The sequence below is a fragment of the Mycobacterium sp. E2989 genome (assembly GCF_001667595.1).
Taxonomy (GTDB): Bacteria; Actinomycetota; Actinomycetes; order Mycobacteriales; family Mycobacteriaceae; genus Mycobacterium.
The window spans coordinates 73909-88578 of the sequence record NZ_LZJX01000008.1; the positions used below are offsets into that span (position 1 = coordinate 73909).

Sequence of the window (14670 nt, forward strand, 5' to 3'; positions counted from 1 at the left end):
AGGTGGCAGTCAACCGTCAGTTAGGCTGTCACCATGACCGCGGTTGAGGACCGCCCGTTACGGGCGGACGCGGCGCGCAACGTCGAGCGCATTCTGCGCGCGGCGCGAGACGTGTACGGGGAACTGGGGCCGGACGCGCCGGTGGAGGCGATCGCACGCCGCGCGGGGGTCGGTGAGCGGACCCTCTACCGCAGGTTTCCGACCAAGGTCGACCTGGTCTTGGCCGCGCTCGACCAAAGCATCGCCGAGGACCTCACGCCGGCGATCGACAAGGCCCGCCGCGCCGACGACCCGTTGCGCGGTCTCACCCAACTGATCGAAGCGGCGATCGCGCTGGGGGCGCGCGAGCACAACCTCCTGACCGCCGCACGCCGCGCCGGTTCGTTGTCGTCCGACATCTCGGCGTCGCTCAATGAGGCGCTGGGCGACCTCATGCTCGAAGGCCAGCGGATGGGCCGGGTCCGCGCGGACCTCGTCGCCGACGACCTGCCCCGCCTCATCGCCATGCTCTTCGGTGTGCTGTCCACAATGGATCCGGGCAGTGACGGCTGGCGGCGGTATGTCGCGCTGATGGTTGACGCAATAGCGGTGAACGAGCGGCTACCGTTGCCGCCGGCGGCGGCGCTGCGTTACGAGGTCGACTCGAATAGCTGGCCGCTGTAAGCGGTTTAGTTGATCGTCACCCCGGCGTCGACCTTGAATTCCAGCCCGGTCACGTATCGGGACTCATCGGACAGCAAGAACAGCACCGCGCTGCTGACGTCGGCGGGCTCCACGGCCGGTATCGGCATGGCGTTGACGAAGATCGGAATCAGGTCGGGGCGTTGCTCCCCCAGGAGCGGTCCGAACGACGGCGGAACCATCCCGGTGGGAACCCCCGTGGGAAGCACGGTATTCACGCGCACATTCTGCGCCGCGAGTTCGTTGGCCAACGCCAGCGTCAAGCCGACGACACCGTACTTGGCCGCCGTGTAGGGCGTCTGAAGCGGGAAGCCTTTGATGGCACCGGCCGAACTGATGTTGACCAGGCTCCCTCCGCCCCGTTCCAGCAGGTGCGGTATCGCGGCCGCGCACGTGTTCCACACCCCGATCAGATTCACGTCGACCACGGTGCGCCACTGATCGGCGGTCGTCTTGTCCCAGGACGCGACCGTGAGCACGCCGGCATTGGCCACCGCGCCGTCGAGGCCGCCCAATTCGCCGACGCCGTCGTCGACCACGGAGCGCAATTGCGCCGCGTCGCGCACGTCGACGACGCGGCCGACGCAGCGTCGGCCCAAATCCCGGACCAGACTTACCGTTTCGGTCAGCTCGTCCTCGGTCGCCAGCGGATACTCCACCTCCGGCAGGGATCGGCAGAGGTCGACCAGGATGAGGTCCGCGCCCTCCTCGGCGAGCCGTAGCGCATGGCCGCGGCCCATGCCGCGGGCGGCACCGGTGATCAGAAAGCGTTTACCATCAACGCGTCCAGGGCTCGAGGTCACCCGGCTACCGCTCGTTCCACATCAGGCCGCGCATCGTCGCCGACAGCGGGATGTCCTCCACCGCGATCAGTCCTCGGGGCGCGCGGCACACCCAGTCGATCGCGTTGACGGCACGGCCCGCCGTCGAGATGCAGCCGGCGTCAGTGGAATCCAGTACCGGATGCGTGACGTGTGCGTTGATCTCGACTCTGGGTTCGCCCTCCACGACGACGCGGTGCACGCCGGTGTGCCCATCGGGCGGGAACTCCCAGTCGGGCGCCGCGGTCTGGGTAAGTCTGGTCACGTGCTCGAGGGTGATCACCGGCTTGTCATCGATCACGCCCTCGGTGGCAAAGCGCACCGCGGCCATCTGCCCCGGCTCCACCGTCATCATCGTGCATTCGATTCGTTCCGGCGTGTACCACGGTTCGACGCGCTGGCGCACGTCGTCCAGCTTGATGTCGAGATTGTCCGCCAGGCTGCGGACCTGACCGCCCCACATCGACACGATCACCCCGGGGAGGAACATCATCGGCGAGTCGTCGTCCGGCGTCGTCCCGAATCCCATTGCGGCGCCGGTGAACTCGGCGTCGTCATAGTTTCCGTAGTCGAAGATCTCCTGCACGGTGATTGACTCGACCCGTGTCGTCAGGCTGACCGCCGAATGGACCAGGGTGTCGCCGGAGAAGCCGGGGTCGATGCCGTTGATGTAGAGCGAGGTGTTGCCGGCCGCGCAGGCACGCTCCAACGGCTCGCGCAGCCAGTCGTCGGCATGGCGGGGCGTGACCAGCCACACCATTGAGGTGCCGACGACATTGGTGCCGGCCGCAAGGAATTTGGCCATCTGTTCGATAGCCTCCATCGGCCGAGTTTCGCCTTGAGACGTGTACACCACGCAGTCGGCGCCGAGAGCCACGAGGGCGTCGACGTCGTCCGTGGCGATGATCCCGGTCGGTTCGTCCAGTCCGCACAGCCGCGCCGCGTCCTGGCCGACCTTCTCGGGGCTCGCGGCGTGCACGCCGACGAGTTCGAGGTCCGGCCGGCCGATGATGGCCCGCAACGAGTGCCGACCCACATTCCCGGTGGAAAATTGAATGACTCTGCGCACGGTACTTCGTCCTTCCAGCGGTGCCGACGCCCCATCATGACGCGTTCGCGCAACGCAGGTCAGTAATCGGGTATCGGCAAAGGTGAATTGTTCGAGTCGATGCCGCCGTCCACGTGGAAGGTCGCGTTCGTCGCGTAACAATCGCGTGTGCACAGATACACCGCCAAGCGACCGAGATCCTCGACGTCGCCCAGCCGATGCAGGGGCGTGGCCTCTTGCATCTTCTCCAGCGACCCGGGCATCAGGTCCAGGCTGCCCTTCAGCCCGTCGGTGGCGAATGAACCCAGGGCGATGGCATTGACGCGAATCTTCGGCGCGAGTTCCTGTGCCATCGCGCGGGTTAGCGCCTCGAGGCCACCCTTCGCGACGCAATAGGCGGTCAGCGCACGGATCCCGAAGCGCGCAGAGCCCGACGAGATGTTGATGATGGAACCGTGTCCGGCACTGAGCATGTGCGGGGCGACGAGCTGGCTCATGATGAAGGCCGACGTCACGCACCAGTCGAAGGTGTGCCGGAAGTCTTCGTCGGTGATATCCAGGAACCGCGCGTACGTCGACCCACCGACGTTGTTGACCAGAATGTCGATGCGGCCGAAGCGCTCCATCGCCGTGTTGACGACCCGTTCTCCATCCGGCCGGCTCATCGCGTCGGCAACGAGAGCCAGTCCCTTGCCGCCGGCGGCCTCGATCCCCGCAACCGTGCCGACGATGTCCGCCTCGGTGCGCGCGGTACCGACTACGGTGACCCCGGCCTCCGCCAATACCCGGGCGATGCCCGCCCCGACGCCCTTTCCGGCGCCCGTGACGATCGCGACCTGTCCGTCCAGCCGGAACTGCTCCAATGCCATGCCGGACCCCTTCGATCCTGGGTGTGCTGTGCGTCGTTCAATCTATGAACGATACTGACTAAAGTCAATGAAAATCCGCTGTTGCGGTCGTGGGTGACGTAGGTGGCCCAACAATGACCAAGTTGTGCAAGCCTTTTTGGCCGGGACACGGCATAATGGGCTGGTTAGCCTCGAAACTCCTGTATGAGTCAGGTCAACCGTGAGGAACGAAATGGCTGTCACCGATCGGCTGTCGGCACGCGAGGCGAAGCGTCTGCAGACCAGGGAGCGCCTGATGGGCGCCGCGATCGCGGAGTTCGCCAGGGCTGGGATGGCCGAGGCCGACGTCAGCACGATCGTGGCCGCCGCGGGGGTTGCCCACGGAACCTTCTTCTTTCACTTCCCCACCAAGGAGCATGTGCTCCTCGAGCTGGAACGCCGCGAAGAGGACCGGATCGCCAAGCAGTTCGCGCAATTCCTGAAATCCAAGCATGATCTCGCTTCGGCGCTGAACGAGGCGGTCCGCTTGGTCGTTGGCTTGGAGCGCCGGCTGGGCGATCGGCTGTTCAATGACTTTCTCGCGCTGCATTTCTCCCAGACGCGGCCGCAAACCGAGGATGGCCGGGATCACCCGTTGATCGTCTTGGTCGCCCAGCAGATCGCGCAGGCTCAGGAGCGCGGCGAAACAGATCCGCTCGTCGATCCGATGAACAGCGCGGTGTTCTTCCTGCTGGGGCTCTATGCCCTGTTGATCACCACCAACCACTGGCCGACCGGGCACGCGCTGCTCGAGGACTATGTCGCCCGGTCATTGCGCAGCCTAAAGCCCTGACCGGCAGGGCCTTTCGCCACTACCGCACCACACCGAGCAGCGGCACCAAGCCGAGCTCCTTGTGGGTCAAAAAGCCCGGCGCGGCCTCGCATACCGCGGGAACGGTGTTCGCCGGACCCATCGCTGTCCAGGTGTAGCCGGGCTTGGGGTAATTGCCCCTCGGATCCCTGGGCGCCTGCAGGATCAGTTCGGTGGGCTCATCACCCTCGATCACGATGCGGTAGTGGTAGTGTCCGCCCCAATCCGGTTGCGGCTCAATGGCATCGTTGAGCGCTCGCTGAGCGTAGGCCCCGCCCGAACGGTGTGTCAACGACTCGGAACCTGACTCTCGTCAGTAGCTTCACGCCTGGTAGCTGGCTCCGGACGCGCGCGCCGTCGGTGCGGTTCGGCGCCAGACCGCCATATTTCAGTCGACGTTCGCGCCCGGGGCGCCACCTCCGCCGAGACAGGGGCAGCTGCGCAACGGGCGCTATTGCTGACTGTAGTCAGCCTGTTATAGTGCACGAGCCGACCAACGATGACGGGGAGGATTCGTGAATCTGCCCAAGCTGCACCAGCGCGATCCGGGCGTTGGCACGGCGCCCCGCCCAACCGGCCCGACGCCGCCGGGGCTGGCACTCGATGAACACCTGGAGCGCTCACAACGCGCGCAGCGTCAGGCCGACAAGTGGTTGATCTCCGGCAGCCTGCTGATCGGCACCGCGGCCCTGGGCGTCTTCGGGTTGCCGCTGTTCCTCTGGGGCGTCCGGTTGTTGCGCCGGGCCCACCGGGATGGCCTCTCGGTGCGACCGATGCTGGTCACATTGCTCGGCTACCTGGTCATCATCGACGCCGCCATCAACACCGTCGGTTGGGCGCTCGACCTGGTGGCGAACCATACCCTGCTGGCCCGCGTGTTGCTCAACGGCTGGGGCAACATGTTCGACGCCGGATATTTCTGGCACTACAACGAACTGTGGGTGGGCGGCGCGGCCGGTCCGGGCGAAAAGGCCTGGGAAGTCGGGCTCATCCTGACCGTGTTCACGATGCGCATCGCCGCGGCAATCGGCTTCCTGCAGATGAAGCGCTGGGGGCATCAGTGGATGGTGGTCACCTGCTGGATGGGCGTGGTGATCTGGATCGGCTACGTGTTCAACATGACCATGTTCGCCGACGTGCGCTTCGCCGGCGTCGTGCTGCCGGTCGTGGGCTGGTGGCTCTACGACATCTTCTACATCACCCCGTTCCTCGCCATCCCGTACCTGCACACCGTCAACCGAGAACTGTTCTCCGACTGACATGCGCGGGCTGAATTCGATGACGTCACAAAGGAGGTCGGATCGTGGCTTATCTGTGGGAGATCCTGCGCTATGTCGCCGCGTGGGGCGGCACCGGGCTGATCATCTGGTTCTGGTATTGGCTGTTCTCCAATATCGGCACGTTCTAACCGGTGGACCGGACCGCCGAACCGAACGAAAGCTGGCCCATGGCTGACGATTCACCCGCGATGGCGCTGGAGCGGAGCTGCTCGGTGGCGGCGGTCGCGCTCAGCGAGCGACGTCGCGAGGGCGTCCGCCTCGTCACCGGGGAACGGCGAAGCTTCGGTTTGAACGCGGCGCTCACGTTCGTTCATCTCCCCTATCCCGCCCCCGGCTGGACCCGCCGGGACCTGACATGCGGTGTCGCCCTGCAATGTTCGCCGTCGAAGGAACGCATCCTGGGATATCGCCTGAACGAATTATCCGCCCGGGAATTGCGCGCGCTCACTCTGGTCGAGGCCGCAGTCGCGCTCGGCTGGACCGCCGAGAGGTGGCCGGGCCTGCTACCCGACCTGCAACGGCTGCTCCCCGAACTGCATCCCGAACCCGGCGATACGCCCGCCGAACAGATGCTGGAGCGCGCGATTGCGTTGGCGGCCACGAGGGGAGCCTTGACGATTCATCCGCTGCTGGGCCATCTGCCGCTCGCCCACACGATGCCGCGGGGGCTAGCCGACCGGTTACGGCGCAGCTTCGGCCGGATGCCATGGACCACAACGCAAAAGCGCCTTCCGCGACCGTACTCGGTTCCCGTCGGGGGCGACGGGGGCGTCCGCAACCCGAACCTGCCGCCACCGAGCCGCCCGCAGGACAACGATTTCGACGTCACCCCCGAACACCGGCCCGGGATCCCCTATCCCGAATGGAACATGTGGACCCGGCGCTTCATGCGCGATCACGTGGCGGTGCTCGAGCGTGCGGACGTCCGGCGCGCTGCCCGCCCGGTGCCCATCGCCGTTGACGTACGCAAGTGGTTCGAAGAGCACACGCATCGCGCGATGACAAACCGCCGCGAAGACGGCTCCGATCTCGATGTCGACCAATACGTCAACCATTACATCGACCTGACCACCGGCGAGGCCAAGGAGCCGAAGATCTTCCGTGAGTTGCTGCCCAGCGGCCGCGACGTCACCACGGCCGTGCTGCTCGACGGCAGTTCGTCGCTGGGGGTGCACGGCGGGCGCGTCTTCGAACTGGAATTGGCCTGCGCCGACGCGCTTTCCCGCGCCATGACGCACGCGCACGAGCGGCACGGTGTGTTCGTCTTCACCGGCAATACCCGCCACCGGGTCGAAGTCCAGTGCCTGAAGGACTTCGAGGACCGCCGATTGGTGGTGCCGAGCGGGCTCGGGCTGTCCACCCGCGGATACACCAGGCTCGGCGCGCCGCTGCGCCACTTGACCAACCGGCTCCTCGCACAGGCCTCCGAGCGGCGCCTGCTGATCGTCATCGGCGACGGGCTGATTTCCGATGAGGGCTACGAGGGCCGCTACGCATGGGCGGATGCCGCGCACGCCGTCGAGGAGGCCAACGACGCCGGGGTATCGGTGTATTACGTCGGCGTCGGACCAACCCGGGTCGATCCGCTGCCGGAGGTGTTCGGGCCCAGGCGTTCTCAGCGGATCAGGCGCATCGAGGAGCTGCCGCGGGTGTTGGCTCACGTTCATCGTGAACTGGTTGCCGCATGAGCGCCGTCGACGGTTATTTCGCGAACGGCAACGAGGTCGAGTTGTTCGAACAGGCCTTCCGCCAGCGCATGCCCGTGATGCTCACCGGACCGACCGGTTGCGGCAAGACGCGGTTCGTCGAGCACATGGGGCTGCTGTTGCAACGACCGGTCGTCACCATCAGTTGCCACGACGACCTGACCAGTTCCGACCTGGTCGGCCGCTTCATGGTGACCGGCGGTGACGTGGTGTGGACCGACGGCCCGCTGACCCGGGCGGTCAAGGCCGGCGCGATCTGCTACCTGGACGAAGTCGTCGAGGCCCGCCACGACTCGCTGGCCATCCTGCACTCGCTCACCGATCACCGGCGATCGCTGTTCCTCGACCGGGCCGGCGAAGTGGTGACGGCGCCCGGGGAGTTCATGCTGGTGTGTTCGTACAACCCCGCATATCGCAGCTCGCTCAAGGAGCTCAAACCGTCGTTCCGCCAACGGTTCGTCACGCTCGCGATGACATACCTGCCGCCCGAGCGCGAGGCCGAAGTGATTGTCGCCGAAGCCGGCGTTCCGCCGGCCACGGCTCGGCGCCTGGTCGACTGCGCGGTCGCGATCCGCACCGCCGACGAAGCATTTCACTTCGAGCCGCCGTCGACCAGGGTGTTGGTCACGGCGGGTCACCTGATCACCGCCGGCGCAACCGAACTGGATGCGGCCGAAGCGTGCATACTCGCGCCGCTGAGCACCGACGGCGCGGTCACCGACGGTCTACGCGAAGTCGCGGCGGCCAGCCTGGCCACCACCGACGCCCCGGGTGCACGGCCCTAGGAAAGGAGCTGACGGCATGGACCGACAGGAGGAGAAGCGCAAGAGGGCGCTGATCGTCTTCCAGATCTTCATCTACGGCTACCTGCTGGTGATGTTCGGCATTCAGCTGTACATGTCGTTCGCCCGTGGGTGGTGGGACTTGTGAAACCTGTTGTCGAGCAACCAGTTAGCTCGGCCGGCCTGGACGATCACCACGATGAGTCCCACCGGGCGCAGCGCCGCGCCGACAAGTGGATGATCGTCGGCGCCGCGTTGATGGGCATGTGGGCCCCCGGTCTGGTCGGATTTCCCATCTTCATGCGCGGGGTGTGGCTGCAGCGGCAAGCGCTGCGCGCGGGCCTGTCCGTCCGGCCCATGATCGTGACCCTGATCGGTTATCTGGTCCTGATCGACGGCATGCTCAACAGCCTCGGCTGGGCCCTGGACCTGGTCGCCAACCACACGCTGATCAATCGGGTTCTGATGGTCGGGTGGGGCAACATGTTTGATGCCGGCTACTTTTGGCATTACAACCAACTCTGGGTCGGCGGTGCGGCGGGGCCGGGCGAGAAGGCCTATGTGGCCGGCTTGATCCTCACGGTGTTCTCCATGCGGGTGGCCGCTGCGATCGGGTTCCTGCAAATGAAGCGGTGGGGCCATCAGTGGATGGTGGTCACCTGCTGGATGGGCGTGGTGATCTGGTGCGCCTACGTGTTCAACATGACCATGTTCGCCGACGTGCGTTACGCCGGCGTCGTATTCCCCGTCGTCGGCTGGTGGCTCTACGACATCTTTTACATCACCCCCTTCCTCGCCATCCCCTATCTGCACACCGTCAACCGAGAGATCTTCACCGACTAGCTCAAGGAGCGCCTGCGATGACCGCCACATCCGAAGAACAGCAACCGGCTACGGATCTCGAGCCGGGGACCACGCCGTACTACGCGCGCATGCACAAATGGATCAAGCGCGCCGTCTTGGTGTGCCTGGTGGCACTGGTCATCGAAGGCGCTTTCACGTTGCCGTTCATGGCGGTCTATTACGGTTACCCCACGCTCAGCCTCACCCAGATCTGCAGCGAGCTGCTCAAGATTCGCTACTCGAACGACACCCTGGAATGCAAGTATCCGTACCCGCCGTTCGGGCCGCCGGAGGGCGCCGAGGGGAAGGCCACCGCGCAGGACGTCTGGGGCATCCAGCCGATACCGAAGTATCACCGGCTCGGGTTCCGCGAACTCGTCAAGATCCACAACGACCGGATCGCCCGCCAGGAGGCTCAACGGCATTCGGCGCACCCGTGACCTACCGGGTGGTGCAATGGACGACCGGCAACGTCGGCAAGAGTTCGGTCCGGGCGATCGCCGCCAACCCCGCGCTGGAACTCGTCGGATGTTACGCCTGGTCGCCCGAAAAGGCCGGCCGCGATGTGGGCGAGCTGTGCGGGATCGAACCGCTCAATGTGAAGGCCACCAACGACATCGAGGCGCTGCTCGCGCTGAAACCCGACTGCGTGGTCTACAACCCGATGTTCGCCGACGTCGACGAATTGGTCCGCATCCTCGCTGCGGGCGTCAACGTCGTTGGCACGGCCGGGTTCGTCACCGGCCACTTCCTCGGCGCGGGCCGCGATCGCATCGCCGAGGCCTGCCGGCGGGGCGGATCGACCATCTTCGGCAGCGGCATCAACCCGGGATTCGTCCAACTGTTCGCGATCGTGTCGGCGGGGCTCTCGGATCGAGTCGACAAGGTTTCCATGCTGGAATCCGTTGACACGACGGTCTACAACTCTCCGGCCACCGAAATACCCATGGGCTTCGGGTATCCCGTCGACCAGCCCGATCTTCCGGGCATCACGGCGAAGGGGTCGGGTGTCTTCCGGGACGGCGTGCTGCTGGTCGCCGAAGCTCTGGGCGCCGAACTCGACGACGTGCGCTGCGAAGTCGAATACGCCCGGACCACCGAAGACCTGCATCTTCCCGGCGACTGGACGATCGCAAAGGGGTGCGTCGCCGGCGTGGACGTCCGGTGGAAGGGGATCGTCGGCGACCGCGAGGTCATCGAGATCCGTGGGCGCTGGCGCAAGGGCCAAACATTGGATCCCGATTGGCCGCTGGATATGGGCTACACCATCGAGGTCCACGGGCGACCGACCATCAAGACAACGCTGAGTTTCCTTCCACCGCCGGACTTTCAGGGCGATACGTTGGACGACTACATCATGCTGGGTCTCACCATCACCGCCATGCCGGCGATCACCGCGATACCCGCCGTCGTCGCCGCCCCGCCCGGCATCGCCACCTACAACGACCTACCGCTGCTCCTGCCGCGCGGAGTGCTGGCACGCAACTGAGAGGACGTGAGTGAAATGACCGCGACAACCGGTGCGCCCAGCGTCTTCGAGGCCGGGCTCCCAACGCTCGAATACGACCTCACCGAATCGCCGCACGAGGTCTACCCCCGCATCCGGGCCGCGCAGCGGCAAGGCCCGATCGCCATCGGCCCGATCGGACCCGAAGTCCTGTCCTACGAGCTGGCCCGCAGCATCATGCGCGACACCCGGTTCGTGATTCCCCCCGGGTTGCATCTGACGGCGCAAGGCGTGACCTCAGGTCCGCTCTGGGACAGGGTCGTCGGCAGCATCATCTGCGCCGAGGGCGCCGAACATCATCGCCTGCGAAGCCTGGTGTCGAGGGCCTTCACACCGCGGGCCACCGCGCGGTTGCACAACACCATCGGCGAAGTCGTCAACGAACTCGTCGATGGCGTCGCCGGCGCCGGCCGCTGTGACGTTGTCACCGACATCGCCCGGCAGTACCCGATCCCCATCATCTGCGCACTGCTGGGCGCTCCCCGCGGCAGCTGGGAACAGTTCTCCCACTGGGCCGAAACGATCTTCAAGATGGTGAACTTCTCGGTGAACCTCGTCGACGAAATGCCCGTGGTCCTGCAAGGCTGGGCCGAGCTCGACGCCTATGTCGATGCCATGGTGGCCGAGCGACGACACCGCCTGACGGACGACCTACTCTCCGATCTCATCCGCGCCGAGGACCCGACTCGTCGAGGCGACCGGCTCACCGCGGACGAACTTCGGATGACCGTGGCCGGACTGTTGCTGGCCGGAACGGACACCACCCGCAACCAGCTGGCCGCCTCGATGCAGGTACTCCTCGATCACCCCGAGCAGTGGGCGATGTTGAGCGCGCACCCCGAACTCGCCGCGCCCGCGGTCGAGGAGAGCATGCGCCACTCCCCCGCGGTGTGCAACACGATCCGCACGGTGCACGAGGACGTGGAATTGGGCGGCTACACGTTTCCCGCCGGCACCCACATTCTGGTGAATTCTTTTGCCGCCAATCGTGATCCGGCCATCTATCCCGATCCGGACCGCTTCGACATCACCCGCACGGAGGCACCGGCCGTGCTCACGTTCGGCGGCGGCGTCCACTATTGCCTGGGCGCCAACCTGGCGAGGCTGGAGCTGGCCGAAGGTTTGCGGATTTTGGCGCAGCGGCTGCCGGACGCCCACCGCGTCGGACCGGCCCCGTGGAAGCCGATGCTCGGCATGAGCGGTCCGACAAGCCTTCTCGTGGAGTTCTCCCGGCCGATCACCATCTCGCGAGCACCGCTGGAGGTCACCGATGAATGACTCGTCGCCGCGCCTGCATCACGTCGTCTTCGCCGTCGCGCGCGAGCGACATGACGCCGTGGGTCAGCTGTTCACGGAGCTGGGCTTCAGCTTCGACGAGATCAGCCTGGACGAACTGGGGCTCCGGGTGCTCCTGGATTGGAACCGGGGAATCGAGCTGATCAGCCCGCACCCCGCCTCCACCGCCGGGGTGGCCGCCTCGGTGGCCGAGTTCCTGGCGAGCCACGGCGACGGCGTCTACACGGTGGTGCTGCAGGTCGAAGGGGCGTCGCAAGCCGACGCAGTCGCCAAGCGTTATGGCTCCATCACCCGCTTTCGGCAAGGCTTCGAGGGCGAGGGCAATTACCTGGAGGAAATCGACCTTTCGGTGTGCGGCCTGCCGCTGACCTTCCTGTCGACCAACCTGCCCTGAGGCGCCGGCTCAGCCGGTTAGCGGTTGATCCACTTCCAGCACCCGGATCTCGCCCGACGCGCCGTCGACCTCGACGAGTGCGCCGGGCGGCAGCGACTTGGTGGCTCCCTGCACGTCCACCACGCAAGGGAACCCGAATTCGCGGGCCACCACAGCGGCATGCGACATCGGGCCGCCGAGTTCGGTCACCACCGCCGCGGCGTAGCAGAACGCCGCGGTGTATCCGACGTCGGTGACCTCGGCGACCAGTATCTCGCCCGGTTCCAGGTCGTCGATGGTCTCGGGCCGCACGATCCGCACCCGGCCGCGAACCTTGCCGCCGCACACCCCGACCCCGCGCAGGGTGTCGCCGCTGGCGAGAACCGCCGTGGCGGTTGTGGTCGGTTGCCAGCTGCCGCTGAACACCGTCGGCGGGACCACGCCGGCCAGCCGGCGTTGCTCGGCACGGCGCCGGGCCACCAACGCGCCGACATCCGCCGGCAGCGCATCGAGTTCGTCGACGAGGAGATAGAACACGTCATCGGCGGTTTCGACCATTTGGGCCTGAACCAACCGGCGCCCGTACTCGCGCATCAGGTTGCGCAGCACCCAGTTGGCCCGCACCACTTTGTCGCGACGGACTTCGCGGTCGCGGAGCTGGCGCGCCGCCAGCTGCGCAATGGGCCTGGCGTGCAACGGAATTCGGGCGTGCTGCGGCTGAGGCGTTTCAGGCGCGCTCATCGCCCTGGTCACCATCCGGACGAGCAACTCGGGATCGTCGGCGTAGCTGATGGACAGCATCTCGAGTTCGGCCGGGCCGCGATGCCCGATCAGCGCCAGCTCGGCCAGCACGGCGGCGTGAAACTCCGGGGCCTCCACCGCAAGCTTGCCCAGCCGCTCCCCCGGTTCGGCAAGCAGCGCCGTCACTTTCGGGTCGCGCCGCGCCGCGACCACCAATCGCTGCATGGCCTCGACCGATCGGGCACTGACCAATTCCGGCCCCGCCGGCGCGGCGGTGTCACGCCCGCACAGACCGCGCAGCAGGACGTTGAACGCGGCACACAGCATGAACGACGCCGAGGCCAGCACCCAGCCGTGGACCACATCGTCGCGCGCCAGCGAGATCAGGCTGAGCAGCCGGCGATCGTCCAACCTGGTGATGTCGTCGGCCAGGCGCTCCAGGCGATCGACATCGGCCACGAATTCGTGGGTGTCCCTGGACGAGCCGGCGGACAACCCGATGAGGTTGACGCCGAAGACCCCGATGTTCCGAACGGTCCGCAGTTGTCGTCGGGTGCGGCTGGTTTCGGAGCGTGGACGTTCGTCCCCGAAGATCGGCAGCGACGCCATGCTGGGGCCGAAGAATCCGCTGTTGCTGACGATCGTCGCGGGTTTGGCAAAGGGCACGGTTTCGGCCATGAAGTGCGCGGAGGTGATTGCGCCGTAGAGTCGATTGGCGAACACCGCGACCGTGCGCATCGCGATCTCGCGCTGGATGATGCCGCCGGGGCGCAGCCGCTCGGCTATGGCCACGCCGCCGGCGCGCAGCCCGCGCACGGTCACCGAGGCCGACGCCGGCGAGAACGGGCCGGGCAGTGCCTCCGACAAGTTGGTCGCCAGAAACGTCGGAAAGCGCGGGTCGATCGGGGTGTCGAACTCCCCGTTATCCCCCGGTGGGCCGGCCCATTCGGGCTTCACGCCGTCTTCGCTCGGCGCGTCGACAGCGGGCAGGTCCGCGATGAAGGTCATGCGCCACGGCAGCGATATCACCCGCCTGCCCAGCGTGATCCGACCGCGTACCGCGAGCGCGAAATCCTCTACGCACTCGGCGGAGTTCCACGCCGGGCGAAAGTCCCACTGCTCGCGCAACCGCGCGGTATCCATGAACGGGGCGCCGCGCACCAGCTTCAGCCCGGCCGATTCAACGCCGAACGGCACGATCGGGCGTCCGAGTGCCGCGGCGACGCGCCGGAAGGTCAGTTCACCGGGAGCTGCGAGATTGACCGCGCCGCTGCCGATTTCGCCGTCCACGATTGCCCGGCAGAATAACCGGAGCGCGTCGTCGAGGTGGACGACCTGCATGAGTCGGTCGACCGTCCCATCGGGGAAGGCCGGCAGCGCCAGCAGCCGGCGCACCCAGTTGTCGACGCCCCGGCCGAGAATCAGCGCGGAACGGACCGTGACCCATTCCAGACCCGATTCCTCGAGCATCCGTTCGGCCCGCGCCTTGTCTTCGCCGTCGGCGCCGACCGGCGCTTTCAGGTCGTGCTCGGTCTTCGGCGCGTCGCCGCCGCCATAAACGCGCGGCGACGACGCGAAAACGATTCTCCTGGCCCCGGTCTCGGCCGCCGCCGCCAGGACGTTGCGGGTGCCGTCGACGTTGACTTGCCGCCCGGCCCGATCGTCGTGCGCCCAAGCGAAGTGAGCGACGACCTCCGCACCGGCCAGCGCGCGGTTGACCACCGCGGCGTCCCGGACGTCGGCGGCGACCAATCCGGCTGCGCTCGGCCAGCTTTCAGGCCGATGGCGGGCGATTCCGATGACGTCGTGGCCCTCGCTGAGCAGGCGGGACGTGAGGCCCCGGCCGAGCACGCCGCCGGCCCCGGTGACGGCGATCCTCACTGGCTACCCTTGC

General features: G+C 66.7%; 16 protein-coding genes. 11 read left to right on the forward strand and 5 right to left on the reverse strand.

Features of this window, described 5'->3' with window-relative positions; all coding sequences use genetic code 11:
* Nucleotides 1-33 precede the first annotated feature (33 nt).
* Nucleotides 34-663: a TetR/AcrR family transcriptional regulator gene (locus A5680_RS02575; RefSeq protein ID WP_067815800.1), complete on the forward strand. Its 630-nt coding sequence runs from the start codon at nucleotides 34-36 to the stop codon at nucleotides 661-663.
* Between the two features lie 5 nt (nucleotides 664-668).
* Here A5680_RS02575 and A5680_RS02580 read toward each other — a convergent pair whose 3' ends face one another.
* From A5680_RS02580 to A5680_RS02590, 3 genes are read right to left on the reverse strand one after another with little or no spacing between them, the layout of a single operon-like run.
* Nucleotides 669-1484: a mycofactocin-coupled SDR family oxidoreductase gene (locus tag A5680_RS02580; protein ID WP_067815804.1), complete on the reverse strand. Its 816-nt coding sequence runs from the start codon at nucleotides 1482-1484 to the stop codon at nucleotides 669-671.
* A gap of 4 nt (nucleotides 1485-1488) precedes the next feature.
* The gene (locus A5680_RS02585; RefSeq protein WP_067815807.1) at nucleotides 1489-2571 is read right to left on the reverse strand and encodes a dihydrodipicolinate reductase; all 1083 of its coding nucleotides are present in this window, start codon (nucleotides 2569-2571) and stop codon (nucleotides 1489-1491) included.
* A 59-nt stretch (nucleotides 2572-2630) separates the two neighbouring features.
* Nucleotides 2631-3419 carry an SDR family NAD(P)-dependent oxidoreductase gene (locus A5680_RS02590; RefSeq protein WP_067815810.1) on the reverse strand — a complete coding sequence of 263 codons (789 nt, stop codon included), beginning with the start codon at nucleotides 3417-3419 and terminating at the stop codon, nucleotides 2631-2633.
* 211 nt (nucleotides 3420-3630) lie between these two features.
* Between A5680_RS02590 and A5680_RS02595 the strand changes: the two genes are divergently transcribed.
* Nucleotides 3631-4230: a TetR/AcrR family transcriptional regulator gene (locus A5680_RS02595; RefSeq protein ID WP_067815813.1), complete on the forward strand. Its 600-nt coding sequence runs from the start codon at nucleotides 3631-3633 to the stop codon at nucleotides 4228-4230.
* A gap of 19 nt (nucleotides 4231-4249) precedes the next feature.
* Here A5680_RS02595 and A5680_RS02600 read toward each other — a convergent pair whose 3' ends face one another.
* Nucleotides 4250-4540 carry a hypothetical protein gene (locus tag A5680_RS02600; protein ID WP_067815816.1) on the reverse strand — a complete coding sequence of 97 codons (291 nt, stop codon included), beginning with the start codon at nucleotides 4538-4540 and terminating at the stop codon, nucleotides 4250-4252.
* Between the two features lie 238 nt (nucleotides 4541-4778).
* Here A5680_RS02600 and A5680_RS02605 point away from each other — a divergent pair, with 238 nt between their 5' ends.
* The 9 genes from A5680_RS02605 to A5680_RS02640 all read left to right on the forward strand — a co-directional run bounded on the left by A5680_RS02605 (nucleotide 4779) and on the right by A5680_RS02640 (nucleotide 12056).
* Nucleotides 4779-5507, forward strand: a complete 729-nt coding sequence (locus tag A5680_RS02605; protein ID WP_369827594.1) for a hypothetical protein — start codon at nucleotides 4779-4781, stop codon at nucleotides 5505-5507.
* Nucleotides 5508-5695: 188 nt separating this feature from the next.
* A complete protein-coding gene (locus tag A5680_RS02610) occupies nucleotides 5696-7216 on the forward strand; it encodes a nitric oxide reductase activation protein NorD (RefSeq protein ID WP_067815929.1) in 1521 nt (506 codons plus the stop codon).
* The gene (locus A5680_RS02615) at nucleotides 7213-8019 is read left to right on the forward strand and encodes a CbbQ/NirQ/NorQ/GpvN family protein (RefSeq protein WP_055399468.1); all 807 of its coding nucleotides are present in this window, start codon (nucleotides 7213-7215) and stop codon (nucleotides 8017-8019) included. The genes A5680_RS02610 and A5680_RS02615 overlap by 4 nt, the downstream gene beginning before the upstream one ends.
* 16 nt (nucleotides 8020-8035) lie before the next feature.
* Nucleotides 8036-8164, forward strand: coding sequence for a hypothetical protein (locus A5680_RS26435; RefSeq protein WP_255353594.1), 129 nt, complete (start codon nucleotides 8036-8038; stop codon nucleotides 8162-8164).
* An 89-nt stretch (nucleotides 8165-8253) separates the two neighbouring features.
* Nucleotides 8254-8859 carry a hypothetical protein gene (locus A5680_RS02620; RefSeq protein WP_231977549.1) on the forward strand — a complete coding sequence of 202 codons (606 nt, stop codon included), beginning with the start codon at nucleotides 8254-8256 and terminating at the stop codon, nucleotides 8857-8859.
* Between the two features lie 17 nt (nucleotides 8860-8876).
* Complete coding sequence (locus A5680_RS02625; protein WP_055399465.1) at nucleotides 8877-9299, forward strand: hypothetical protein; 423 nt, start codon at nucleotides 8877-8879, stop codon at nucleotides 9297-9299.
* Nucleotides 9296-10348, forward strand: a complete 1053-nt coding sequence (locus tag A5680_RS02630; protein WP_067815822.1) for a dihydrodipicolinate reductase — start codon at nucleotides 9296-9298, stop codon at nucleotides 10346-10348. The genes A5680_RS02625 and A5680_RS02630 overlap by 4 nt, the downstream gene beginning before the upstream one ends.
* Nucleotides 10349-10363: 15 nt before the next feature.
* Nucleotides 10364-11644 (forward strand): cytochrome P450, encoded by a 1281-nt coding sequence (locus A5680_RS02635; RefSeq protein WP_067815825.1) that lies wholly within the window; start codon nucleotides 10364-10366, stop codon nucleotides 11642-11644.
* Entirely contained in the window at nucleotides 11637-12056 is a 420-nt protein-coding gene (locus A5680_RS02640) for a hypothetical protein (RefSeq protein ID WP_055399459.1), read from the forward strand. Before A5680_RS02635 ends, A5680_RS02640 begins: the two co-directional genes overlap by 8 nt.
* 9 nt (nucleotides 12057-12065) lie before the next feature.
* On the opposite strand, the gene A5680_RS02645 is transcribed toward A5680_RS02640, so the two are convergent.
* Nucleotides 12066-14657 (reverse strand): sugar epimerase family protein, encoded by a 2592-nt coding sequence (locus A5680_RS02645; RefSeq protein WP_067815828.1) that lies wholly within the window; start codon nucleotides 14655-14657, stop codon nucleotides 12066-12068.
* Between the last annotated feature and the right edge of the window lie 13 nt (nucleotides 14658-14670).

Coding starts and splice junctions, on each gene's coding strand:
- A5680_RS26435 (WP_255353594.1), top strand. CDS start 8,036: ATGGACCGACAGGAGGAGAAGCGCAAGAGGGCGCTGATCGTCTTCCAG.
- A5680_RS02635 (WP_067815825.1), top strand. CDS start 10,364: ATGACCGCGACAACCGGTGCGCCCAGCGTCTTCGAGGCCGGGCTCCCA.
- A5680_RS02610 (WP_067815929.1), top strand. CDS start 5,696: ATGGCTGACGATTCACCCGCGATGGCGCTGGAGCGGAGCTGCTCGGTG.
- A5680_RS02595 (WP_067815813.1), top strand. CDS start 3,631: ATGGCTGTCACCGATCGGCTGTCGGCACGCGAGGCGAAGCGTCTGCAG.
- A5680_RS02590 (WP_067815810.1), bottom strand. CDS start 3,419: ATGGCATTGGAGCAGTTCCGGCTGGACGGACAGGTCGCGATCGTCACG.
- A5680_RS02620 (WP_231977549.1), top strand. CDS start 8,254: ATGATCGTCGGCGCCGCGTTGATGGGCATGTGGGCCCCCGGTCTGGTC.
- A5680_RS02640 (WP_055399459.1), top strand. CDS start 11,637: ATGAATGACTCGTCGCCGCGCCTGCATCACGTCGTCTTCGCCGTCGCG.
- A5680_RS02615 (WP_055399468.1), top strand. CDS start 7,213: ATGAGCGCCGTCGACGGTTATTTCGCGAACGGCAACGAGGTCGAGTTG.
- A5680_RS02625 (WP_055399465.1), top strand. CDS start 8,877: ATGACCGCCACATCCGAAGAACAGCAACCGGCTACGGATCTCGAGCCG.
- A5680_RS02575 (WP_067815800.1), top strand. CDS start 34: ATGACCGCGGTTGAGGACCGCCCGTTACGGGCGGACGCGGCGCGCAAC.